General features: G+C 51.8%; 17 protein-coding genes. 7 read left to right on the plus strand and 10 right to left on the minus strand.

Going from position 1 to position 24,702, the window contains the following annotated elements; genetic code table 11:
• Positions 1-316 precede the first annotated feature (316 nt).
• Positions 317-1,300 (plus strand): hypothetical protein, encoded by a 984-nt coding sequence (locus tag VF399_12565; GenBank protein HEX7321173.1) that lies wholly within the window; start codon positions 317-319, stop codon positions 1,298-1,300.
• Here the strand turns inward: VF399_12565 and VF399_12570 are convergent.
• The 4 genes from VF399_12570 to VF399_12585 form a co-directional block, all read right to left on the minus strand.
• A complete protein-coding gene (locus VF399_12570; GenBank protein HEX7321174.1) occupies positions 1,286-2,530 on the minus strand; it encodes a hypothetical protein in 1,245 nt (414 codons plus the stop codon). The genes VF399_12565 and VF399_12570 overlap by 15 nt on opposite strands.
• A 16-nt stretch (positions 2,531-2,546) precedes the next feature.
• Positions 2,547-3,794 carry a diaminopimelate decarboxylase gene (gene lysA, locus VF399_12575; GenBank protein ID HEX7321175.1) on the minus strand — a complete coding sequence of 416 codons (1,248 nt, stop codon included), beginning with the start codon at positions 3,792-3,794 and terminating at the stop codon, positions 2,547-2,549.
• A gap of 175 nt (positions 3,795-3,969) precedes the next feature.
• Positions 3,970-5,259, minus strand: a complete 1,290-nt coding sequence (locus tag VF399_12580; GenBank protein ID HEX7321176.1) for a radical SAM protein — start codon at positions 5,257-5,259, stop codon at positions 3,970-3,972.
• 33 nt (positions 5,260-5,292) lie between these two features.
• Positions 5,293-6,753, minus strand: coding sequence for a hypothetical protein (locus VF399_12585; GenBank protein HEX7321177.1), 1,461 nt, complete (start codon positions 6,751-6,753; stop codon positions 5,293-5,295).
• Positions 6,754-6,871: 118 nt separating this feature from the next.
• On the opposite strand from VF399_12585, the gene VF399_12590 reads away from it, so the two are divergent.
• Positions 6,872-8,122, plus strand: a complete 1,251-nt coding sequence (locus tag VF399_12590; GenBank protein ID HEX7321178.1) for an adenylosuccinate synthase — start codon at positions 6,872-6,874, stop codon at positions 8,120-8,122.
• A gap of 191 nt (positions 8,123-8,313) precedes the next feature.
• Positions 8,314-9,732 (plus strand): hypothetical protein, encoded by a 1,419-nt coding sequence (locus VF399_12595; protein HEX7321179.1) that lies wholly within the window; start codon positions 8,314-8,316, stop codon positions 9,730-9,732.
• A 16-nt stretch (positions 9,733-9,748) separates the two neighbouring features.
• Here the strand turns inward: VF399_12595 and VF399_12600 are convergent, their stop codons facing one another.
• From VF399_12600 to VF399_12625, 6 genes are all read right to left on the minus strand, one after another.
• The gene (locus VF399_12600) at positions 9,749-10,906 is read right to left on the minus strand and encodes a cysteine synthase family protein (GenBank protein ID HEX7321180.1); all 1,158 of its coding nucleotides are present in this window, start codon (positions 10,904-10,906) and stop codon (positions 9,749-9,751) included.
• Positions 10,907-10,991: 85 nt separating this feature from the next.
• The gene (rhaD, locus tag VF399_12605; GenBank protein HEX7321181.1) at positions 10,992-11,795 is read right to left on the minus strand and encodes a rhamnulose-1-phosphate aldolase; all 804 of its coding nucleotides are present in this window, start codon (positions 11,793-11,795) and stop codon (positions 10,992-10,994) included.
• Between the two features lie 3 nt (positions 11,796-11,798).
• Positions 11,799-13,613 (minus strand): glycosyl hydrolase, encoded by a 1,815-nt coding sequence (locus VF399_12610; protein ID HEX7321182.1) that lies wholly within the window; start codon positions 13,611-13,613, stop codon positions 11,799-11,801.
• Positions 13,614-13,626: 13 nt separating this feature from the next.
• Entirely contained in the window at positions 13,627-14,745 is a 1,119-nt protein-coding gene (locus VF399_12615; protein ID HEX7321183.1) for a hypothetical protein, read from the minus strand.
• 96 nt (positions 14,746-14,841) lie between these two features.
• Positions 14,842-16,317, minus strand: a complete 1,476-nt coding sequence (locus VF399_12620) for an NAD(P)/FAD-dependent oxidoreductase (protein HEX7321184.1) — start codon at positions 16,315-16,317, stop codon at positions 14,842-14,844.
• Between the two features lie 63 nt (positions 16,318-16,380).
• Positions 16,381-17,196 carry a hypothetical protein gene (locus VF399_12625; GenBank protein ID HEX7321185.1) on the minus strand — a complete coding sequence of 272 codons (816 nt, stop codon included), beginning with the start codon at positions 17,194-17,196 and terminating at the stop codon, positions 16,381-16,383.
• 163 nt (positions 17,197-17,359) lie between these two features.
• On the opposite strand from VF399_12625, the gene VF399_12630 reads away from it, so the two are divergent.
• The 4 genes from VF399_12630 to kdpB all read left to right on the plus strand — a co-directional run bounded on the left by VF399_12630 (position 17,360) and on the right by kdpB (position 24,698).
• Complete coding sequence (locus VF399_12630; protein HEX7321186.1) at positions 17,360-19,696, plus strand: helicase C-terminal domain-containing protein; 2,337 nt, start codon at positions 17,360-17,362, stop codon at positions 19,694-19,696.
• A gap of 4 nt (positions 19,697-19,700) precedes the next feature.
• Positions 19,701-20,855, plus strand: a complete 1,155-nt coding sequence (locus VF399_12635; protein ID HEX7321187.1) for a nucleotide excision repair endonuclease — start codon at positions 19,701-19,703, stop codon at positions 20,853-20,855.
• Positions 20,856-20,971: 116 nt separating this feature from the next.
• On the plus strand, positions 20,972-22,657 hold the full coding sequence (gene kdpA / locus VF399_12640; GenBank protein ID HEX7321188.1) for a potassium-transporting ATPase subunit KdpA: 1,686 nt from the start codon (positions 20,972-20,974) through the stop codon (positions 22,655-22,657).
• A 10-nt stretch (positions 22,658-22,667) separates the two neighbouring features.
• Positions 22,668-24,698: a potassium-transporting ATPase subunit KdpB gene (gene kdpB / locus VF399_12645; protein ID HEX7321189.1), complete on the plus strand. Its 2,031-nt coding sequence runs from the start codon at positions 22,668-22,670 to the stop codon at positions 24,696-24,698.
• Positions 24,699-24,702 lie beyond the last annotated feature (4 nt).

Below are 24,702 nucleotides of genomic sequence, written 5' to 3' on the forward strand. Positions count from 1 at the left end.
GATCGTTCGCTAACTATGGCAATCCTGAGCCAAGCCCAAGGTTCGCATAAAACCATGGGAAGGTGCAGAGACTATTCCGCAAGGAAGTACCTTTTAGATAAAAAGGGAAGCGCCCGATTCCGTAATACTCTACGCTGGGTATCGGAAATGAGATAGTCCATTCTCTGGTGAAAATCAGAGGCCAATGTAACCGGAGGGTTGCAGGTTCGAGTCCTGCCCGGGGAGTGCTTCGACAGGCTCAGCATCCAATCAGGTGGCGGATTCGAGTTCTGCCCTGGGAGTTTCTTCTAAGACTACAAAATAATATAACGAACATATGTTGTATAAATATAACAACGTTATCAATGAACTGAAATCATCCCCTAACCCCTTTATCGCGTTCAAGGTACGTACGCGGGTGCTTGCAGAAGACCCGTTATCGCCTGAGAACCGGGAATTGCAAGAGAAGATGAAAAGATCGGGGCTGGTTAAAACGTTGCTGTCGGTCCGAGGTAAGAGCGGAAAGATACCTTTCCACGCCTATAAAAAATGGATCGGCAGTCACTGGACTTTGGCGCTCCTCGCCGACCTTGATTATCCTCCAGGTGATAAGAGACTGCGGCCGCTGAGAGACCAAACACTTGAAGCGTGGCTATGCGACAACCATATAAACAGCGTTCCGGTGATCCGTGGTCGGGCGCGTCGGTGCGGTTCCCAGGAGGGCAATGCGCTCTATTCGATACTCAAGCTGGGATTAGATGACGGACGTTCAGAACAGTTGGTCGCGAATCTGCTTAAGTGGCAATGGCCTGACGGCGGCTGGAATTGCGACAGAAGACCCGGAGCTTCAAAATCGTCGTTCATGGAGACGCTGATCCCGCTTCGGGCGCTGGCCCTGCATTCGGATATCACCGGCAGCAAAGAGACGCAACAGGCTGCTCAAAAAGCCGCGAGTGTCTTCCTGAAAAGGAATCTGTTCAAACGTTCAGCAGACGGCTCGATAATGGACAAGAATTTTCTGCTCCTGCATTATCCATGTTATTGGCATTATGACATTCTTTTCGGGCTCAAAGTGATGGCCGAGGCGGATTTTATCAAACACCCGGCGTGCAGTGACGCCCTTGACCTGCTGGAGTCAAAAAGGCTTGCAGACGGAGGGTTCCCGGCAGAGTCGAGATACTACTCGGTTGCGGTTAAACCAGTGGGGAGCAACATATCATGCGTGGACTGGGGCGGAACCAGTAAAAAGAAAATGAACTTGTACGTGACGGTTGACGCCCTGCAAGTGCTCAAGGCAGCCGGCCGGCTAAAATTTAACTGACTTTAAAAGATCAGAAGCTTTCCTGGCGTCTGATTTGTTCAGGAAGATGGTAATGTCGGACTGGATAGTATTCATTTCTATGATGTTTATATTATTCAACGCCAGCAGATCGCCGATACGGCCGATGACGCCCGGTTCCTCGATAAAACTCTGACTTGTCACGCAAAGCCGGTTCACACCTTTTCTAATAGAAACGGCGCGGAACCGCGGTTCCGCATGAGTTATCGAGTAGATGTCATGATATGCCTGTTCGGCGAACTTTTCCGCCACGTATAGTCCAATGTAATTCTCGCTTAGCGATATTCCGTAGATGGAAATTTTTCTTTCGCTTAGCCGCCTGGAAATCTTCTGGACCAAGCCAGCGGTCGCAAGGAATTTCCTGCCCACGACCGTGATGAACGCCAGGGTCTCTCTGGTTGTCACCACGCTGGCGCCGACTGAACCGACGATCTCGGTGCCGCCGCTGTTGATATCGACGCTCCTGTAGTCCGCGATCATGACCTTCTGGGATGGCAGCTTATAAAGCAGGGCTGAAGGGTGTATGATCCGCGCGCCACCGCGCGATAGATATTCTATTTCCTTGACCGTTATCTCTCTAAGGTGCTGATTGACCTTTACGAGCCGGGGATCACCGGCCATAATGCCGGGCACATCAGTTGCGATAATGACCTTATCCGCGTTTAAACAACGCCCCAGCAGGGTTGCGGTGATATCGCTGCCGCCGCGGCCGATGGCGATTAGTCCATTGTTTTCATCCCGGGCAAGAAACCCGCAGACCACCGGAATGATCTTCTTCTTCAGCAACGGCACCAGATGTCTCACGCAGGCTTCAGCGGTTTTTGTCATATCGATGATCGCGATCCCTTCCTGGTTGATTTTATCCGCGGATATCGTCTTTTTGCCGACGACCCGGGCGTGTACTGGCCAGTTGCCGGAATCAGGCGTTATCGCCTGCGCTGGCGCGCCGCTCTCGTTCAATGCTAACGCCATAAGCCTTGCGCTGATCACTTCACCCATGCCGATAACTTCAGTGATGCGGGTGATATCTTTTGTTCTATCATTCACTGAATGCAGCAGTTTCATCAGCTCTGAGGTCTGGTTACCCATCGCCGAAACCACGACCGCGACTTCATGGCCGTTCTTTTTCAACGATCCAATTTTTCGGGCCGCGTTCTTTATGTGCTGGGCCGTAGCCAGACTTGTGCCTCCGAACTTAACAACGATCCTCATATTATCCCCTTTGGGATCAGAACCAGTAACTGATCTCGCCTCTGGTAAGATCAGGGTAAGATTCGCGTTTCCTCACCAGGTACATATGGTGATCCCGTACCAGGACCTCGGCCGGTCTGAGCCGCGAATTATAATTGGATGCCATAGAGAACCCATAGGCGCCGGCACTCATAACAGCCAGGTGATCACCGCTTTTTAATTTGGGGATACGGCGGTTCTTGGCGAAGAAATCCCCTGACTCACACACCGGTCCCACAATGTCCGCCATCATCTTTCCCTTTGTTTTTTTCAGGGGGACGATCTCATGGTAAGCGCCGTACAAGGATGGCCTGATAAGATCGTTCATGCCGGCATCGACGATAACGAAATTCTTGTTGATGCCTTTCTTGACGTACAGCACTTTGGTGATCAAAACACCGGTATTGCCGACGATAACCCGGCCTGGTTCGAGGATGACGGTACAGTCAAGGTCCTTGATAATACGGGTTATGGTCTGCGCGTAATCTTCCAGGGTGAACGGCGTTTCTTTTTTATACTTGATACCGATGCCGCCGCCGATATCCAGGTACTTTATTTTAATACCGGCCCGTTTTAAGCCAATGACCAGACGTTTTAATTTTCTCAGACCTTCGAGGAAGGGCGTGAGCGCGATGATTTGCGAGCCGATATGCTGCTGGACGCCGGCGACTTCGAGATAGGGGAGGGTGTTTGCGAACTTGAAAACAAACGGTGCCCTGGCGATGGGGATACCGAATTTGCTTTCCCTGACCGCCGTGGTGATATAAGGATGCGTGACTGCGTCGATGTCCGGATTTACCCGGATGCTCACCCTCGTCCGCCGCCGGTATTTTTTTGAGAGTTTATCGATCAATTTTAACTCATCGACCGAATCGGCAACGATCATGAAGATCCCGGCCTTGATGCTGTGTTCGATCTCTTCCCTGGACTTGCCGACGCCGCCAAAGATCATGCGCTCGGGCTTAAAACCGGCGCTCGTCGCGCGGAAGATCTCGCCCTGAGACACCGCATCTATCCAGCTGTTCAGCTTTCGCAAAATGGAAATAATGGCCAGGTTGGAATTGGCCTTCATTGAATAGGCAATAATGATCTTCAACGGCTGCCACGATCTGATAATGTGCTCGTAGTGCTTGACGATCGTGTTATACGAATAAACATACAATGGCGTGCCGTGTTTTTGCGTAATGTCAAGCAGCCGAATGTTCTCGCAGTAGAGATCGCCGCGACGGAAGTTAAAATAATTCATGGCGTAAATATATATAGTTTTTCTTTGAAATCAAGTAGGGCAGGGCTTTAGCCCTGCTTTTTCTATCCCCGTATCCCTCTATCCACAAAGTCCTACATCCCCGAATCCCCGGGATTTAAGCCGTAAGGCTTTTTGAAACTCTTACGAGTTAACTCCTTCGGTATTCCCCCATCCCCTATTCACTCAGTTCCCTTTTAAGGAGGCGGTATATCTCGGGTTTCGCCTCCGGCCAGTACCAGGTATAGAAAAAATTATTATGATAAAGGGGATCGGCATTTTCGCCGAATCCGGTTTTTTCATATTCGTCAGTGTGGGGGATAGGCGTGAACTCGCACAAGTGAGGCCGAACCCCAAGTTTGCGGCAGTAATGTATCGATTCGACGATCTCTTTGTGATCCTGACCGGGCAGGCCGTACAGAAGATAAACGTGCATCGGTCTTTTGGAAAAACCGGCATTTCTAAAGACCGTCACCGCGCGTTCGAATTCGTCGGTGTAAACCTTGCCGCCCGTGTTTTTCTGGGTTTTGGGATTAATGGATTCCAGGCTGAGGTAAATGGTCTTGAAACCCGCCTGGTACATAAGGTGCGCGATACGGTCGTCGACATACCGGCAATGCAGCCCATTGGAACTGTGCAAGTTCAGTTCGATGCGGCGATCGATAATATTAATCAGGATTACGGCAAAGTCCTTGTTGAAGAGCAGGGCATCGTCGAAGAACGCGACATTATCAGTTCTCGTCGCGAACCCGGCCAGCTGGTCGCAGATCGCCTGCCAGGGTGCGGTTTGATACCCAGGTGACAGGAAGTATGTCGCGCAATAACTGCAGGTTAAAGGGCATCCATGGGACGGCAGGACTACCCCGTAGTTGAGTCCACGGTAAAGGTCGAAATCCGGCATCACCCATGTTGATCCTTCTTGCGCTTGCCCGGTGATGTATCCTTCGGACCGCAGATAGGCCGGCAGAGAATTTTCCGCCGGGCCGGGGATGACCCGGTCTGCGCCCGAGCATTTAACGGCATGGGCTTCGCACAACGTGGCGTAGATACCACCCAGAATGACCTTGGTTTTGGGAAAGGTGTCACGCAGTATCCGGATCGCTTGGAACACGCCCGGGTACCAGTAGGTCATCGCCGATGACACGAAGATCACGTCCGGTTGTTTTATTTCCCTCACTATTTTATTAAAAACGTCTAAGGGCATGCCATATCGCTTGTACCGCCGGGGGATATGTTTGAAGATATCCGGCTTTTCTATTTCTTCCCAGATATATTTTCCCCGTCCATAAGCATCGGTGCGCGTATTCGTGCTGTAAAAGGGGCTGCGACGGTCCATGCAATCGATAAGATCGACTTTAAACCCGTATCTTTTAAGGATGCTCGAGACTGCCAGCAACCCCATGGGTTTGTTCCAGAAATCAAACGCCTTAAAATCGTAAACCCAGGGATTAACGAGCAGCGCTCGCATGGATTATGATGCCGTGATTACAGAACCAGCAGGTCAATGATAGGACGCGAACATCTTCTTTGCATTAGCGCTGAGATTGTCGACAAAAAGTTCAAAAAATTCCTTGCCCGGGAATAGACTCGCAAAGATCCGGGCCGCCAGGGGAGCGGCGTCCTTGGCCGGAAGACAATACTGCATATGCAGGAAATTGCCGCGGAGTTTTTTCACTTCTTCCTTAACGGTCTTATCCCTGATCAGCACGTCGGCGATGAAGCCGGCCAGGGGCTGGAAATCATCTTCCTTCATGCCGAAACGCGTCATTTCCTGGACACCCATTCGTATGCCGCTTGCATCCAGGAAGCTTTCATCATCGGGCAAAGCCTGGTAGTTAGTGATGATGTTGTTGTTTTCCAGCCGGCGGGCCAGTTCGTTCCCGCTGCCGTGCTTCCGGACGCGGATTATCACCTGGTGGGTTTCGGTAAAGCTGTCAGCGGTGTCGCCCTGCACGTCAACGCCGGAATCCTTCAGGGCGCGCGCAAAGGCCTTGGCGTTCTTTAGTACCTGGATTTGGTATTCCTGCTTGAAAGCGTTCATTTCATAGGTCGCCATCAGCAGGCCAAGCAGCGTGCCAAGGTGATGGTTGCTCGTCGAGCCCGGGAAAGCGCGGTTTTTTATTTCGATCCAGAGTTTGGACAAGGGGCTTTCTTTTACGATCGTGGATACGATGACGCCGCGCTGGGGACCGAAAAATGTCTTATGCGTGCTGCCCGTGACAATATCGGCGCCTTCCTTGAGAGGTTCCTGGAATGCTCCGTAGAGCCCGAGCACGTGAGCCATGTCGTACATGATCACCGGTCTTGGATCCCAGTTTTTCACGATATCGTAAACGAATTGCACCGGTTCCCTGTACAGGAACATGCTCTTGCCGAACACGATCAGTTCGGGCTTTTTGTCTTTCAAGAGTTCTTTCAGGCGGTTGGCATCGGTCCTGTAAAGGTTATCGGACCGGATGGGGAAATTGATGACGTTTTCCTTGCCAGTAGCGGGGTCTTCTTCGACAAAATTGAAAAGCGCGCCCATGGGCTGGGAACTCAAATGCCCGCCCTTGTTCAGATCATTGTTCATGACCAGTTTCAGGCGCCGGGACTGCTCGCCTTCCTTTCTCCCCCGGTTAATGAATTTCATCATCGCCTTGAAGACGACTTCGTTCGCCATCTGTCCGCTGACCGGCCGTAGCTCGACGCTCGGGCAGTCAAAATACAGCGCCATTTCGCGCCGTAAGTTTTCTTCGACTTCGCGGATGAAATCAATGCCCTGGTAAAAATAGACTTCTTCGCCCTTCATCGTTCGGTGCTCCGCGTACCTGCCCGAGGGGTCTGATATCTCGCATAGTTTGACGAGCGCGCTCGCACTTGTTTCTGATGTTATAAGATTAATGCATTCCTGCTGTCGCCAGCTGTTGTTTTCTTCGATTTTTAAAACCAGGTCCTCAACTTTTTCGTCAAAGGATGCCACGCGAACCTCCATTCAAGGATAAATATTACACTAAAAAAAAAGACAAGTCAAGAGAGTTTGTGCGGTATTGACATTTAAGCGGGCTTATATAGAATAACGATGGAAAGGTTAAGAAAATATGAATACCGCTATTGTCGGACTGCAATGGGGTGATGAAGGAAAAGGCAAGGTCGTCGATCACCTGGCGCGTGATTGCGACATCGACGTGCGTTTTCAGGGCGGTTCCAATGCCGGTCACACGGTCTGGCTGAGTGGTCAGAAAATAGTATTTCATCAGATCCCGTGCGGGATACTGCACAAGAATGTCGTGGGCGTCATTGGCGCGGGATGCGTGCTCGATCCTGAAGTTTTTTTTGAAGAGCTTTCAGGTATCAAAAAGCAAGTGCCGGATGCCGAGAAATTCATTAAAATTTCCAGGTTCTGTCATTTGATCATGCCCTATCATATCCTGATCGATAAGATCAAGGAAGAATCCAAACAAGGCATCGGTACGACAAAAAAAGGGATCGGCATCGCTTATGAGGATAAATACGCGCGGATCGGCTTGAGGGTTGGCGATCTCTTCAACGGCGAATCTTTCAAGACCAAACTCCGGGCCAATATATCAAGAAAGAACCTGATGCTCATGGAGATCTTCCATGCCGAGCCCCTCTCCGACGAGGAGATCTATGACAAATATTCCAACTATGCCGAACAGTTAAGACCGATGATCGTCGATGATTCGAAATATCTCACTGACGCGATAAACAGCAAGAAGAGGATTATATTTGAAGGCGCCCAGGGTGCGCTGCTTGATGTTGATTTCGGAACCTACCCATACGTGACTTCATCCCATACGATCAGCGGCGGCGCTTCGATCGGTCTGGGCATCCCGCCCTACGCGATCGAACGGGTGATCGGTGTGGCAAAAGCGTATACGACCAGGGTTGGGCAGGGTCCCTTCCCGACCGAGGATACCGGAGCCAGTGGCAAGGCTTTAAGGGACAGCGGCAACGAGTATGGTTCAACCACCGGAAGGCCAAGGAGATGCGGTGCGTTCGACGCCTCGGTAGTGAAATATGCGGCCCGGTTGACCGGCGCCCGCGAACTTTTCCTGACCAAGCTTGATGTACTCTCAGGTTTGAAAACGATAAAGATCGCAGTTGGATATGCTAATGCAACGGAATTTGACCCGTTCATTGCTGATAAACTTGAACCTGTTTACGAGGAAGTGCCAGGCTTTAACATGGATCTGACAAACGTGCGTAATTTCAACGACTTTCCCGAAGAAGTAAAGGATTATATTAAGCTGATAGAACATTATACCGGTCTGAAAATAACCCGTGTTTCTGTCGGGGCCGACCGCGAAGCGGTCGTAGTTAGGCAATAAACTCTAGGTAAAAAAATAATAGCAAGGGGATATTTGTGTATCGCAAGATATTCTTGATTTTGTTCGTTCTGTTACTTACATTCCCACTTCCAGATTCCAATTTCCTGATCCCTAATGTTTTACACGCACAGGGGTCGGACACCCTGTGGACTCGCACTTACGGCGGCGCAGCCAGCGATGAAGCCCGTTGTGTGATGGAATGTCAGGACAGTGGTTATGCCATAGCGGGTTCAACCGCATCATGGGGTAATGGTGGTTCTGACATGTATCTTATCAGGATCAATCCTAACGGTGATACGCTGTGGACCAAGACTTATGGTGGTTCAGAAGATGATCAAGGATATGCGCTAGCGCAGACACTTGATAGTGGTCTTGTCATTGCCGGATCAACACGATCATCCGGTGCGGGCGGCAGTGACGTATTTCTGGTAAAGACAGACGCCACCGGCAATGCCTTATGGCAGCGGGTCTATGGCGGAGTTTTAGATGAGCAGGCTTTTGATGTCATGGAACTGGCTGATCATGGTTATATTGTTGCGGGCAGCACGCGCTCCTTCGGTGCCGGTTACCTTGATGTTTATGTGGTGCGGACCGATTCCGCTGGTGACACGGTATGGACGCGTACATTCGGCGGAACTGACAATGACTACGCTCGTTCGCTTACCGAGAATGCTGCCGGAGAATTTTTAGTCCTGGGTACGACGAATTCGTTCGGCGCAGGCCAGGGCGACCTTTATCTGGTCAGGATAAACGCGCAGGGCGAATCGCTGTGCACGCGGGCGTATGGCGGTTTAGCGGATAATCGGGGATATTGCATCCAGTCCACGTCGGACGGGGGATATATAATCTCAGGGACATCGTTTTTTTCGCTTCTGGATTATGAGTTCCTTTTAGTGAAATTGGATTCGTTGTATAATGAAGAATGGATCCAATGTAATGGCAGTTTGAATGCCGATTGCGCGTACGCTGTGCGCTCCGTACGGACCGGCGGCTATGTTTATGCCGGTAATTTCAGTTTTGAGATGTATCTTGCGCGAACCGATACAATGGGGCTTAATTACTGGGCCCAGTTCTATGGCGGCGATTACACGGACTGCGCTTATTCAATTGAGGTCACCTCCGATGGCGGATATATTATTGCCGGCGTGACCAATTCATTCGGCGCGGGTGAAAATGATGCCTATGTAATCAAGATCGGTCCGGATCCCACAAACGTCGCTGAAGCAAAAGAGCGGGAGATCGGATCGCTGGCTCTCTCTGTTTATCCAAATCCATTCAGAACAAGGATTGATATCCGATACAGGATCCATGTTACCGGATCCAGTAACCATGCAGGGCAAGGTCATGATCCCGCACAGCGGGGCTTTAGCCTTGCTCGATTACGCAAACCCGAAGGTTTGCCCTGCCTCAAGATATTCGACGCGACCGGTAGGTTGGTGAAGCAATTTAACCGTTTATCCGCCAAGCAGTTTGGCGGAATTCAACCATTTAACCGAATCACATGGTCTGGTACCGATGAGGTCGGTAGAAAGGTTCCTGCTGGCGTTTATTTTATACAATTGGAAACTGAGTTTTTACGGGAAACTAAGAAGGTTACGGTTCTTAAATAGCGGTCTGCGAACGGTTCTAACCGGATTTTCTCTGGTCACGCAGCTGCCGCTGAAAGCAGTCTTCACCGTCGCAACACACGTGGCAATCCCTTTTCAAGGCGCGCAGACCGGTGAATTCCACCGACGGCGTCAGGTATCCATCCTTGACCGGTTCCTGCTTCATGAGATCGGTGCTCAGATATTTTTTGTTGTCGTCGGCGAAGACCGTGACGACAATTTTCCCGGGGCCCATGAGTTCCTGGATCTTTAGAGCGCCAAGAAAATTCGCGCCTGATGATATGCCGACTGCTAACCCCAGCTGAGCGCTGATCTTCTGTGCCGCGAGGATCGCGTCGCCATCGCAAACAGAGACAACGCCGTCCAGTTCATCGAGTTTGACGATCGCTGGAATGAATTCGTCGGATATGCCCTGGATCCGGTGAACACCGACCTTATGACCCGTCGAGAGGGTGGGCGATTCAGCCGGCTCCAGAGGGTGGATCTTTACATCCGGCTTCATCCGTTTGAAATACCGGCCTACGCCCATGATCGTTCCGCCCGTGCCGACACCGGCGACGAACGCACCGGGCTGCAACTGCCGGGATGCGAGCTGCCACCAGATCTCAGGTCCGGTCGTGGTTTCGTGAGCTTCAATGTTCGCTTCGTTGGAAAACTGGCATGGCAGAAAAATACCATGTTCGCACTTTGCCAGTTCTTCGGTCAGGCGGATGCTGCCGAGAAAACCGCCCTGCTCGCGGGTTACGAGACGGATATCGGCGCCCAGGCTTTTTATCAATTCGATCCGTTCGTGGCTCATCCAGTTGGGCATGAAAATAACGACCGGATGACCGAGGCACCGGCCGATCGCTGAAAAAGCGATACCGGTGTTCCCGCTGGTAGCTTCGGCAATGCAGTCGCCCTGATGGATGGCACCCTTTTCGTACGCGCGTTTAAGGATATGCAGTGCCATGCGGTCCTTGATGCTGCCCGTAAAATTCAGGTATTCGGCCTTGGCGTACACCACACGCGGTCCGCCGCGGTATATGAAATGGAGTTCCAGCAACGGCGTGTTCCCGATGAGGTGGCGAAGTTTCCCGAAAGTCTCAGCCACTGAGTTCGATTTGCATATTTCAGTGTAGCCCGCTTCTTTTTGTACCCGAACATTTTTTCCGACTGGTGTTTTCCTTTTAGGCATGTGGTTTAATTATATCCCGATTACGCTCCGAGTCAATAAAGCCCGGATCGGATCGCAAGGCACCAAAAAATAACCTTCACCGTGTTTAAGAATCCGGAACGAACCGCCTTATCACATCCCCGATCTGTTTTTTGGTCAATCCCTGGAACTTGTTCCCCGAGGCCCGGCAAAGCAGATATATCGCCGCAGCTTTATTCGCCACATCGATGAGATCTAATGCCTGGAAGACATTGTCACCGACCGCTGCGCACCCGTGTTTTTCCCAGAGAACTACCCGGTGCCGCGTCAGAGCTGACATGGTCACGGCTGACAGTTCCTTGGTTCCCGGGCACCGGTATGGCGCCAGTCCGATGCCCTCAGGCAGGGCGATCGCTACTTCCGGATGGGCCGAAAACAGCAGATCGTTAAGAGCCTTCTCACTGACGGCGTAATCGGGGATATGGCTAAGTGCGATGAGATGGATCGGATGGGTGTGCATAAAGACTTTCTGGCTTTTGTGTTCATGGCGCATCAGCGCGTGTACGGCAAGATGGCTGTCGATCTCCGACGTGGGCCGCGACTTATCGCCGTTACCGCCCCATAACAAGGTGTATCTTTTACCGGATGCTGACAACTTTATCAGCATGAGGTTCCTGGTTGGCGCTTTTAAGATATCGCGCATGCGCGAGCCGGCAACGGTTACAAGAAGGCACCGCTGCGAAAGTGCCGGATCAATGCGCATAGAAGGTTTGAATAACTTAAAACGACCTGCTGGCCGCGCCGATATCATATCGGTAACATCAACCGAAATATTCCCCGCATTCTGCTCAGCCCATCCTTTCATCCACAGCCATTGGGCGACCACGGCGACGTCCTGGATAACTTTTTTCAATTTCCGGCTGATTCGCATTCACTACCTCCTTATCAGGACTGTACCTTTATTGCTTATGCTCATCATGATCGACTGGTACGGCTTAAACTTAAGGGTGATCTTCCGGTGCCGTCCGTTGTAGTTAAGCGTTAATGGCACGCGGTATATTTTTTTGACCGGACGCTGGTACGGCATTGGATAAGTGATGCTCCTGGTCATAGGGTGGGCGAAAAATATCAACAACTTTTTCTTAACCTGCCGTACCCAGAATTCGGGGATCTCTTTGCCCTGGATCAAAGGGACCGGGCGGCGTAATCCTTGAAACGAACGCCGGACATTGGACAGGGATAACAACTCGCCGATCATGCGCCCATAGCGAACTGATTTAATGTGCCCGGGCTGGTGCGGCACCGTTCTTAAACGGACCGGGCAGCCGCGTCTTGCCAGTCTGAGGATATGGCGCAGCATGTCAAGATCAAGGTATTGTGCCGCTATATACAGCATGTCGAATATCGTTGTGCCGCAGCGAAGTTTGCCCTGCCGGTAATCGGCTTGACGCAGAAAATACGGCGATATCCATAATGGTTGAAAGCCCTTCAGTTCTTCAGGTATTTTGGTCTCCTGATGTTCCCAGTAATACCGGCTGCTGATCTTTTGAAGTTTCGCCGGGAGCTCATTTTTCATCCACGCTTCCTCGAGCGGGAGGTAGACAGCAATATCTGTGTAGACCTTGCCGCGCCTCATCATGCTGCTGATGCGCTTCAGGTACTTGTTGAAGGATTTGATGCAAGGTGCAAAAGCGCTGTCAGGACCGACATGGACCGTGGCATAAAATTCGTTCGAACTCCCGACGGGATTGAACGGCATGCCGTGCCAGACGATAAAATTAATGCCATTGGCGAACATCGCATCGGCCAGCAGTTTAAGGTCCCGGATCTTTTCCATTTTATGGTACGGACCGGACCTGGGATACGGTTTCCATCCGTACAGGCAAGTGAATGTTTCGGCTGAAACTATTGCTTTATCACTGAGCGCAGCGGCCGAAGCCGCGAACCGCGAGAATGACGGGTCGAAAAGTATCGCTTCGCTTTCCGGCACATCGACCGCAGCATATGCGGCTACAAGGTCGGTCGGCGCGCCATGGCACTGGACGCGCGAAATAGAATTCAAGCGGCGACAGATCTTTGTGAAGGACCGGTAGAATTCGTTGAGTACGTAATCGGCAAGTAGTTTCCGGTAGTCATAGCGGACATCAGGATATGAGTCGATCCTGGGCATGTACCCGCGCACATCATATCCGTAAACCCGTCTGAATCGTTTATCAAAACCCCTGGCCCATAAGCCGTGTGTATCGGCCTCCCATGAATCGCAGAACAGGGCAGAGGGTTTTCCGCGCAGCGCCGGTTTCAGCGCCGCCGCCATTTTGCGGGAGTAATTGCCAAGCGCTTTTCGGCTGAGATGGTTCAATATGTAACCCGGACTCGAGTGCGGCATTTCCCATGACCGGTCGAGGCGCTGGGTGGATAATCCCCGGTAGGTCAACGCCGCGTCTGGGCGTCGCACGTTGGAGCCGCCAAAGGGCCAGAGCGTGCCGAACGTAAAATCACAGCCAAGACCAAGATCGGTCGACCGCCGTTTGGTAAAGGCCGCCAGTTCGGTCCATTCCCTGGACAGCCACCGGGGACCCGGCCGGGAATCCGGCAAAGGATATACCCATGCAACTTCCACGCCGCCAAAGCCGTTTTTTTTAAGCCACCGCAGCTGGTCTACGATATCCTTTTTGCGTATTTGCCCGGAGAACCACCACCACCGGGTGTAGGGTTTTGAATTCCGGTATAGTGATATTGAAGTCTGCAATGTTAAGGCATCGTTATTGGACCGTCATTTCGTATATGCGATACTTTTTATAGATCTTGCCACCGATCGCGAGGTCAAACTTGTTTATCAAATCGTTATCCTCCAGGTTCCAGCCAAGTTCGCACCAATCATAACCCAGCCGGATATTCGCCTTTTCCGATTCATAATAAAGGACCGCGATAATGCCGGTTTCGCGGTATTCCTTCAGAACACCACCAATCAGAGAACGAACGCCCGTGACCCGCCGTTTGTAATATAAAAATTTAAGCATTTCCAGAAGCCCCATACGACCATTCAATTTTTTCAGCACTTGGTTGACGTCGGGAACGGTGACGGTTACGCCTACGGGCTTGCCATCCATTTCCGCGAAAAGCACAAGTTCAGGATCAACGAATTGTTTTAATTTCTTGGCAGCGAGATTCATTTCAGCGTCGGTCATAGGCACGAATCCCCAGTTCTTTTCCCATCCTGCGTTATAAATATCTTTTAGAAATTGAGCGTCCCTTTCGAAATTTCTCATGTCGAAATGCCTGACCGTTACACCGGTCCTTGTTTTTATCCGTTCGATCATTTTATCGATACGGGCCGGGATCCCATCCTTGGCATACTTAATGAGCGCGTACAGGTCTTTGGCTTTTTTCAAGCCGTGCTGATCGGCCAGATCAAGATAATATTTGTGCGTATAAGGCATCATCACCGTTGGCGGCAGATCAAATCCTTCCAATAAGAACGCGTTCTCGTCGTTCATGCTGGGGTTGGTTGGGCCGCGCATGATGGTCATTTTTTCTCCCCGGAGCCAGTCGTTCGCTTTTTTCCATAACCCATCCGCGCACTCCTGGTCATTGATGCATTCGAAGAACCCGAAGAAGCCGGTTTTCTCTTCATGGAACCGTAAATGATTTTCATCAACGATCGCCGCGATCCGGCCGACGGGTTTTCCATTGTCGGTGGCAAGGAAGAGTTCGCGCCGGGCGTGCTGCCAGAAAGGATTTTCCTCCAATGACAGGGTTTCTTTTACTTCATTGATCAGGGGTGGTATCCAGCACTGGTTGCCCTTGTATACGCTCCAGGGCAGCATAATAAAATCATCAAGTTGCTTCTTGTCGGTGACGCGTTCTACCTGAAGATTCATTGCAGATAATTATATCAACATTTTACGTTAAGTCAATGAACCGTCACAAGACCGATAATTTCAAGGCTGACCGCATCCGTCGGTTATGATCCGGTGTTACCCGATCTTTTTGGCGCACTTGACGGCCGCGGTGATCGCGCTGGGCACCCCGCCGATCTGGCATGACCAGCAGGAACCGATCAGCAGGTTTTTGAACGGCGTGTTGATATTGACGCTTATGAAATCGCCATAGAACTTATTCTTCGGGTTCCAGCTCCAGGCCGAGGTCGCGCCATCCGTATTCCCGGTATAACGCTCAAAGGTCAGCGGCGTGGCCGCATCTTCGACTTCGATATACCGCGGCAGGTCCGGGATGACTTTTTGCGCTTTTTTGATCATTGCTTTCTTCGCTTGTTGTTTTAGATCTTCATACTGCTTTTTGTCGCCGCCGCCCCAGTTATTGAGCCAGTGGAAAGGCGCCATGGTCTGGAGCATGAGCGACGATTTTCCTTCCGGGGCGAGCCGGGCACTGTGCAGGGAAGGTGAGTAAAGCAGTAGCGAGGTTTTACTGAAATATTCCAGGTCGTCGGAATCGCGGATATCCGCACCGGCACTGGCGTCATGCAGGTGAACGTGGGCAGATTTCATATGGCGCCTGAGTTCTTCGTTGCCCAGCCTAAGCCCGAGATAAACCACGAATATGCCTTCGGATACCGCGGTCCCCGCGATCCGGTCGCGGTAATCCGGGGGCAGCGCCGCGGGATCGTCAAGGAGGTTGAGAAATGTTTTTTTATAATCGCATGAGGATATGACAAAATCAGCAGGATATCGCCTGCCCTTGGCAATGACCCCAACCGCCCGATTGTTCTCAATCAGAATTTTATCAACCGGCGAATTTACGAGCAGTTCACCGTTCTGTTGCCTGAAATTATCAGCCAGCGCATCCGCCCAGGACTGCATGCCGTTCTGCACTGTCCAGTAGTCGTCAAAAAAGGACATATAAGCGGCGGGAACGATGGCGGCTGACATATCGGGATAACCCAGGCTATTGAAGAACCGGTTCAGGTCGCTGCCGGGGTCAAAATAACGGGCGGTGAAGTCGGTGACGGTTTCATTCTTATATTTGAAGTAAAGGTACAGGAACCTCGCGACGTTCACGGGATAAGCAAGATAGCCAAGGAGGGAATTTGGTCCCATGACCGCCATCAGGGTACCCATCATCATGTCGATGTCACCGAAATATTTGTCGAGCTTTTTTTCGTCCCTTGGATACGCCGCGTACACGGCTTGTTTAACATCTCTGAAATTGCGGCAAACCGCATCCATGGCATGCGTTCTGATAGTGGTCACCTGTCGAATGAATCTGATTTTATCAAAGACGCCGATCTCTTTCATGATTTTGAAAACCGCGGCTGATGATTCGAACGACAGCGTTCCGCTTTCGAAATAGAACCCATCGCGCCAGAAACCGGCGGTATAACCGCCCGGCGCCGCGTGTTTTTCGAAGATGGTGACCTTGTGTCCCTTCTTGGCGAGCAGGTTGCCGGCGGTGAGCCCGCCGATGCCGGCGCCGATGATGACGATCTGCTTCATGGAGTACTCCTTAAAAAAAGGGGGGCTGATCGCCCCCCTTTATATGCATGATCATTACCAGAGTTAGTTTTCAGCCGCGTAGTCGCTAAGGACCTTGAGATGTTTCTGAAAGGTTTCTTGACGCTGATCATCGGGAGGGGCATTGGCCGGCGCTTCGATCCCGAAACCAACCGCATCCGGCGCGTAGATCCCCCAGAAAAATCCGACCGCGCTGCCCTTTATATTGCCTTCTTCGCCGGCAACTATTTTGGGACCGGAATATGCCTCGATATCGACGTAGCCGCTGCCGTACAGCACCGTATCCACGTCAGAAGGGAACAAACGGCTCGCGGGCAGCGTGAACGATGTGCCTTCGATAATGGTGTCCAGTTCTAGGTCGAAATCATCGAATCCGCCGGAATTGTCCATGTAGTAATATGAGATATCCACGTACAGCCAGTACCATTGCGCGCCGTTGGATGATCCCCAGGCGATAGACAGGTTGCTGCCCTGGGTCAGTATGTATCCTGGATCCGGGCTGCTGATCTGAAACTCGGCCGGGATTGTGTCTTTGGCTTCGCCCGAGCCCTCGCCGTAATCCGCTTTAAACCTGCACTCGGCGCCGGTGCTGAGCCATGGCGCCTCGCCGTTGTAATCAAAGCTGGTGACTCCCACGTAATACATATCAAGAGGGATATGAACCGTATCATCGTTTAGGGTAACGAGCGGGATTTCTTTGAATCCGTTGTACTTGTACATATCAATTCCGAAGTCCTTTACGATTGTATCCGTGCCAGCCTCATAGACCTGTATATAGGCCAGGATGGACGCGCGTTCTCCGCCACCGCAGCTGACAAAGACGAGAGCGATGCCGGTTGCCAAGCACAGTAGTTTTTTCATCAAGCCTCCTTTGTTTGCTTGTTATATTCGTTAATTTTAATCATAAATTGCTGTTTGTCAATGACACGGGCTTGAAAGGCATGGAAAAGTAAGTACAATAAAATACCGGATCTCTTTAATGGTCTATATCACGTGGCGGACTGCCGATATCAAGAGGTGATGGTTGAAAGACAGACTGCATCTATCGGTACGAAACCTCGTGGAATACTCCCTCCGTTCCGGCGACCTTGATCTGACCACTTTCGGGACATTGCCCGGTGTAGATGCGGTCTACCTGCATAATAAGATCCAACGGTCGCGGGGCGCTGAATCCCAGTATGAAGTTCCGGTGCGGCACGATATTGAACGCGATAACTACGTGCTGATGATATCCGGGCGGATCGACAGCCTTTCCGTGACAAATGGCGCGGTCGTCATTGAGGAAGTTAAAACAACAGCCAGAGATCTGCGCAGGCTGGAAGAAACTGATAACCCATTTCACTGGGGACAGGTCAAATGCTACGCCTATATTTACGCCTTGCAGCATAATCTGATGACGATAACGATCCAGCTGACATATTACAGCACCGAAACACGGGAGATCAGGGAATTAAGGCGAACGGCCGGCGTCAATGACCTTAAGGTCTTTTTTGAATCCCTGGTGCTAAATTACACCGCATGGGCGGACCGGACGTCAGCCTGGATCGATACGCGCGACGCATCGATCCAGGCTTTGCGTTTTCCATTTGCCGGTTTTCGCCCGGGCCAGGAAACGATGATCGATAGGGTGGCTGAGACGGTCAGTGCGAACGGACAGCTTCTTATCCACGCGCCGACCGGCATCGGGAAGACAGTGGCAGTAATGCTCCCTGCTTTACAGGCATTGGCAGCGGGCTCGATAGCCCGCGTTTTTTACCTGACGGCAAGGACCACGGGTCGGGCAGCCGCAGAATCCACACTCGACGTCCTGCGGCAGCAGGGATTGCGGCTAAAATCCTTGAGCTTGGTGGCAAAGGAGAAGGTATGTTTCAACCCGGACAAAGTATGCAATGGCGCGGAATGTGCTTATGCGCGCGGATTTTATGATCGTTTGAAGAGTGCAGCGGGCGATGCGCTTGAAAGTGATGCGTTGACGCGCGAACACGTATTGACCCTGGCAAAAAAACATGATCTCTGCCCTTTCGAATTTGCCCTGGAACTTTCCTTATGGGTCGATATTCTAATCTGCGATTATAACTACGTGTTCGATCCGCGCGTTTATTTGCGCCGTTTCTTTGCGGAGGGTCAGGACGACTGCATATTCCTGGTTGACGAAGCGCATAATCTGGTCGATCGTGGTCGGGAGATGTTTTCTTCCGAACTCAGTAAAGGATCGGTGCTTGCGGTCAAAAGGGCGCTGCACGGCCAGCTGCCAGCCGTGACGCGTTCTTTGACCAGGATCAACACCTGGTTGCGGTCGGTAAAAAAACGGTGCGTGGAGCAGCAGGGTGCTTTTGCGGAGAAGGACAAACCGGAAAAACTATGCGCGCTGCTCGGCGATTTTACGGATCGCTCGGAGCAATGGCTGGTATTGAATCAGCCGGCGATATTCAGACAGGAATTTATTGAGTTCTATTTTGAAGCGAAGGCATTTCTAAAGATCGCGCAACGATACGATGAAACATACGCCACATGCTTTTCTGCGCCAGGAAGAGATGTCAGCGTGAAGCTTCTGTGCGTTGATCCGGCGCGGCACCTCGCTGAAGGATTACAACGCGGCCTGAGCGCAATATTCTTTTCCGGTACTCTTACCCCGACCGAATATTTCGTGACATCCTTCGGTTGCCATGATGACGCTGAGTCCCTGGTTCTGCCGTCGCCGTTCCCCGCAGAACAGCTGTGCGTGCTGATAGCGAGCCGCATATCGGCATTATACAAACACCGTGACTGGACCAAGCACCAGGTCGTAGCCGCGATCAGCGCCATGATCGAGCAAAAAAAAGGCAACTATCTTGTCTTTTTCCCTTCGTATCAATACATGCACATGGTGCACACGATATTCGCGCAGGAACATGCGTCAATAAAGACCCTGGTGCAGTTACCGAACATGACCGAGCATGAGCGCGAACGCTTTATAACGCAATTCAGCCATGAACCGGTCGATCACCTGATCGGTTTTGCGGTTATGGGCGGTGTTTTCAGCGAATCCATCGACCTGATGGGTGATCGTCTTGCCGGCGCCGCCATTATCGGCGTCGGCATGCCCCAGCTGTCGCTTGAGCGCGAGATCATCAAGGAATATTATGATCAAAAGGACAGTTCCGGGTTTGCCTTTGCATATCAGGTCCCCGGCATGGTCCGCGTGCTGCAGGCAGCGGGAAGGGTGATACGCTCAGAAACGGATCAGGGCGTGGTTTTGCTGATTGACACCCGGTATGCCGGGGAACCGTACCGGTCAATGATGCCGGACGAGTGGCAGCCGAAAAGCGTAAGCAGCGTCGCTGATATTGAAATGATAATAAAAGGTTTCTGGCACCAGTAGGATCATGGCGCTATCGCGTAAACAACTCAAATTTTTCCTGCCCGTGATCGATAATAAGATCCTGCGTGACCTGCCTGACAGGCCGGGCGTCTACCGGATGATAAATGCGGGCGGCATCGTGATTTACGTGGGCAAGGCAGTGTCCCTAAGGCAGAGGGTCCGCAGCTATTTTACAAGAGGGGACAGGCACGCGGACCACATTTTCAGAATGGCATCCAAGGTTAAAAGAATAGATTATACGGTCACGGGTTCGGTCCTTGAGGCCGCGGTGCTTGAAGCTGACGAAATCAAAAAGCTGTCGCCTGCTTATAATATCGCGCTGCGGGACAAGAATAAGCAAATGTGGTACGCTTCCAGCGATCTCGCTGAGTACCGCCCCGAACCAGGCAATAAGTGCACGATCGGACCGGTCACAACACCAGTCGTGTTCAAAGTGCTGACGATCGTAAAGAACCTGATCACCGGCATGAAAGCGCGCCCGGCGGAGGATATCGAATTTCTGCTGCGTATGATCCCGGCAAGGTATGCTGAATATTCCGCGAATTTTGAAATAGCCTGGAGCGAGTTCTGCGATCAATACCTGACCGCGCTGCGCGGTCCCGGTTCCTATGGAGAGCGGATCGTCTTGTTGGGCAAAGAGCTATGGCTGCGTGACCGCCTTGCCGCATCTGTTTCCGGGGGAAAAGATGGCGATGAAAATGAAAATCAAAATGAAGACACGCCGGCGAAAATATGCGGCAATAAACAGCCGGTTTTGACTACTCCGGCGGTCATCCGAAAGGCGGTCGAATCGAGGATCGTTTACAGTACCTGGGAGATAAGGAGACTGCGCTGGTATTCGCTGCTTGCCGAATCGTCGCTGGCGTGGACCGAGCGGGTCAACAGGAAATACAAGCGCCGGGTGATCGTGGTCGAGAAAGGAATAGTGACGCAGGGCGACGATCTGGCGGCCGATCGCACGATCCCCGTGCCTCCCGGTCACTGGCGAAAACGCGCGGAAAGGCAGAGAAGTCTGGACCGCTCTGCGATCGACCGAATGAAGGTCCTGACATCGGAGATGAAACGCATCATCACAAGCAGGCGCTGGATCTGCCTGCGTCTTTCGCCCAAAGTTATCATGGATCGCGACCGGATCGCCAGAACGCTGAAGTGGATATGAAAAACATAAATAAAGAGGAAAAATGCGATGAACTATGTCTGTTGACTTCTGTTTGGATCGGACTATAATGGCTCTTTAATTAAAGGAATAAAATGTTCAATAACATATTATATTGTTTGATATTTGGTACCGCGGTAGTCGTCGGGGGGATTGCGGTCGCCAAATACATGGCACGCGTTTTGCTTGACCGGCCTGATACCCAGGATAACAATAGATGGTTTTTCTCATGGTTTGTCCGGATTGAGAAAGGCGTTTACCGGATCGCCGGGATCGATGCTTCGCAGGAAATGGATTGGAAAACTTACGCTCTGGCGTTGTTGGTCTTTAACGGCCTGGGTCTGGTCTTTCTGTTTTTTCTGCAGCTTGTGCAGGGAATGTTGCCATTAAACCCCGGGCATCTTGGTGCGGTTCGCTGGGACACCGCGCTGAATACAGCCATTTCATTTGTGACCAATACAAACTGGCAATCTTATCGCGGCGAGACGACTATGAGCTATCTCACCCAGATGCTGGGACTGACTGTACAGAATTTTTTATCGGCGGCTACGGGCATTGCCGCGTTATTGGCTCTGGGCCGGGGATTTATTCGCAAAAATACCAAGTTTGTCGGGAATTTCTGGGTCGATCTAACAAGGGTTGTGCTTTATGTACTCGTTCCTTTTTCTATCGTAATGTCCGTATTATTGGCGTCGCAGGGGGTTGTGCAGACGCTTGGTTCGCCGGTAATCGCGGAAACGATCGAAGGCGTCAAGCAGACGATCGCGGTCGGTCCGGCCGCTTCACAGGTCGCGATCAAACAGCTGGGTTCAAACGGCGGCGGATTTTTCAACGCAAATTCAGCGCATCCCCTTGAGAACCCAAATCTGATTTCGAATTTCTTCGAGACTTTTGCCATCCTGTGGCTGCCGGTCGCATGTGTTTTTCTTTTTGGTTATATGGTAAAAGACCAAAAGCAAGGGCAAGCGATTTTTACCTTGATGGCTGTGATGTTCGCCGTCGGCCTGGCCATCGTCCTGCTGGCAGAGTATCAGGGAAATCCGTTTCTGGGGCATTCAGGCGTTAGTCATGGGTCTAGCATGGAAGGCAAAGAGATGCGGTTTGGAACGTTGCATTCGGTGCTCTGGGGCATGGCTACGACGGTGACGTCCAACGGCTCGGTCAACTGCATGCATGACAGCGCGAATCCATTGACAGGGCTTGTCTATATGTTCAATATGGGGATCGGGGAGGTGATATTTGGCGGCGTGGGCGTGGGTCTTATCGGTATGATCTTTTATATCTTTTTGTCCATGTTCATTGCCGGATTGATGATCGGGCGGACGCCCGAATACCTGGGCAAGAAACTCGGACCCTTTGAAATGGTAATGGCTGCCATTGCGACGCTCGGATCGATGATCGTGCTGTTGGTGATCACCGGGATCGCGCTGATGACGCGCGCCGGTTTAGCAGGTTTGTACAATACCGGCAGTCATGGTTTGTCCGAGATCCTTTACGCCGCCTCATCAGTCTGCGGAAACAACGGTTCGGCGTTCGCCGGTTTGAGCGCCAATACCCCTTTTTATAATATTCTTCTTGGTTTCGGCATGCTGATCTGCCGGTTCACCACGATCCTTCCCGCGCTCGCCGTGGCCGGATCACTGGCCAATAAGAAGACCGTTCCGGTCACGCCGGCGACATTTCCCACCACCGGTTTACTGTTCATAGTCATGGTCATAGCCGTTATTGTGATCGTCGGGGCTTTGACCTTTTTCCCTTTTTATTCGATCGGACCTGTGCTTGAACACTTTCTGATGTATCATTGAGCGGTGAATTATGAACCAGTCGATATGGCATCCGAATTATGTCAAACAGGCTGTTAGGGCGTCGTTAATAAACCTGAATCCGGTAAGGATGTGGAAAAATCCGGTGATGTTCGTGGTTGAGATAGGGGCTCTCATAACGACATATTTCATGGTCCAGAACGGGATTATGGGAAAATGGTTCGGATTCGAACTGCAAATAAGCCTATGGTTGTGGTTGACTATTGTTTTTGCCAATTTCGCCGGAGCGCTGGCTGAAATCCATGGCAAAGCCCGGGCGCATTCATTGCGCCAGTCGCGGGTCAAGCTGGACGCGAAGAAACTGGTGAATGGGAAACAAACGATCGAGGTCGTTTCCGCGCTTGACCTGCGTAAAGGAGACATTATCCTGGTCAATGAGGATGAGACAATCCCCGGTGACGGCGATATCATCGAGGGGACGGCCCTGGTCGACGAGTCGGCGATAACGGGTGAATCTGCGCCGGTGATACGCGAAGCCGGCGGTGACCGGTGTGGCGTCACCGGCGGCACAAAAATCCTTTCCGGCACGGTCAAAGTGCGCATTACGACCGATCCCGGGGATACTTTCCTGGACCACATGATCGCGATGGTTGAAAGCGCCAAGCGCCAAAAAACGCCCAATGAGATCGCGCTGGAGATCCTGCTGATCGTTTTGACGGTTCTGTTTATTACCGTGGTCGTAGTGCTTCCGGTGTTCGCGCGGTATATGGGCGTAGCTGTTTCAGTTGTCGTTCTTGTTTCGCTTCTCGTATGCCTGATGCCGACTACGATCGGCGGGTTACTGCCGGCGATCGGCATTGCCGGAATGAACCGGTTGATCCAGCACAATGTCATCGCTTTGAGCGGACGGGCGGTCGAGGCCGCTGGTGACGTGAATGTCATGCTTCTTGATAAAACCGGCACCATCACCCTGGGCAACCGGATGGCGAGCGAGTTCATACCGGCGGTTGGTTTGGAAAAAACTACCTTTATTGAATCGGCTTTGCTGTCTTCGCTGGCGGATGAGACGCCTGAGGGCAGGAGCATACTCGTACTGGCAAAAAGGGAATTACAGGTCAGCGGCCGTGATATCCGGGCTCCCCAGAACTCGCGGTTTGTGCCGTTCACGCCTCAATCCCGGATGAGTGGTGTCGACATCGGCAAACGTGAGATCAGGAAAGGTTCAGCCGACGCCATCGAAGCGTTTGTACAATTGCATGGCGGTTCGGTGCCGGACGTGATACAACAACTCACCGATGATATCGGAACCGATGGCGATACGCCGCTCGTGGTCGCTGAAAACGGCCGCGTGCTGGGTATAATACGACTGAAGGATGTGGTCAAAGAAGGGATTGCCCAGAGGATCCAGCATTTGCGGAAAATGGGTATCACCTCGATCATGATCACCGGCGACAACCTGTATACGGCATTATCGATTGGCGCAGAATCTGGAATGGATGATGTCATTTCCGAAGCGAAGCCGGAGACGAAACTCAAGGCGATCCGTCAATACCAGGAGGAAGGCTACCTTGTCGCCATGATCGGAGATGGCACCAATGATGCGCCGGCGCTGGCACAGGCCGACGTGGGCGTAGCCATGAATGCCGGCACGCAAGCCGCCCGCGAAGCCGCGAACATGGTCGACCTCGACTCCTCGCCGACAAAACTACTGGATATCGTTGAGATCGGGAAAGAGATCCTGATAACGCGGGGCGCATTGACCACCTTCAGCATCGCCAATGACGTGGCCAAGTATTTCGCGATCATTCCGGCCTTATTCGCCGCCGCGTATCCGGTACTGGGCGTGCTGAACATCATGCAGCTGGCAACCCCCAGAAGCGCCGTTCTGTCGGCGGTCATTTTTAATGCCCTGATCATTCCGATGCTGATCCCTCTGGCATTGCGCGGCGTAAAATACCGCGTCAAGTCGATATCTGAACTGCTGACGCGGAATATTTTGATCTATGGCCTGGGCGGGCTGGTCCTGCCGTTTATCGGTATCAAGATCATTGACCTGATGCTGACTTTCCTGCATCTGGTATAAAGAC

This window comes from bacterium, assembly GCA_036382775.1.
Lineage (GTDB): Bacteria > Hydrothermota > Tepidihabitantia > SM23-42 > JAOAFX01 > DASVHD01.

Excerpts from the sequence above, each read along its gene's own strand:
- VF399_12565 (HEX7321173.1), top strand. The coding sequence starts at position 317 with ATGTTGTATAAATATAACAACGTTATCAATGAACTGAAATCATCCCCT.
- VF399_12570 (HEX7321174.1), bottom strand. The coding sequence starts at position 2,530 with ATGAGGATCGTTGTTAAGTTCGGAGGCACAAGTCTGGCTACGGCCCAG.
- lysA (HEX7321175.1), bottom strand. The coding sequence starts at position 3,794 with ATGAATTATTTTAACTTCCGTCGCGGCGATCTCTACTGCGAGAACATT.
- VF399_12580 (HEX7321176.1), bottom strand. The coding sequence starts at position 5,259 with ATGCGAGCGCTGCTCGTTAATCCCTGGGTTTACGATTTTAAGGCGTTT.
- VF399_12590 (HEX7321178.1), top strand. The coding sequence starts at position 6,872 with ATGAATACCGCTATTGTCGGACTGCAATGGGGTGATGAAGGAAAAGGC.
- VF399_12600 (HEX7321180.1), bottom strand. The coding sequence starts at position 10,906 with ATGCCTAAAAGGAAAACACCAGTCGGAAAAAATGTTCGGGTACAAAAA.
- rhaD (HEX7321181.1), bottom strand. The coding sequence starts at position 11,795 with ATGCGAATCAGCCGGAAATTGAAAAAAGTTATCCAGGACGTCGCCGTG.
- VF399_12615 (HEX7321183.1), bottom strand. The coding sequence starts at position 14,745 with ATGAATCTTCAGGTAGAACGCGTCACCGACAAGAAGCAACTTGATGAT.
- VF399_12620 (HEX7321184.1), bottom strand. The coding sequence starts at position 16,317 with ATGAAGCAGATCGTCATCATCGGCGCCGGCATCGGCGGGCTCACCGCC.
- VF399_12625 (HEX7321185.1), bottom strand. The coding sequence starts at position 17,196 with ATGAAAAAACTACTGTGCTTGGCAACCGGCATCGCTCTCGTCTTTGTC.
- VF399_12635 (HEX7321187.1), top strand. The coding sequence starts at position 19,701 with ATGGCGCTATCGCGTAAACAACTCAAATTTTTCCTGCCCGTGATCGAT.
- kdpB (HEX7321189.1), top strand. The coding sequence starts at position 22,668 with ATGAACCAGTCGATATGGCATCCGAATTATGTCAAACAGGCTGTTAGG.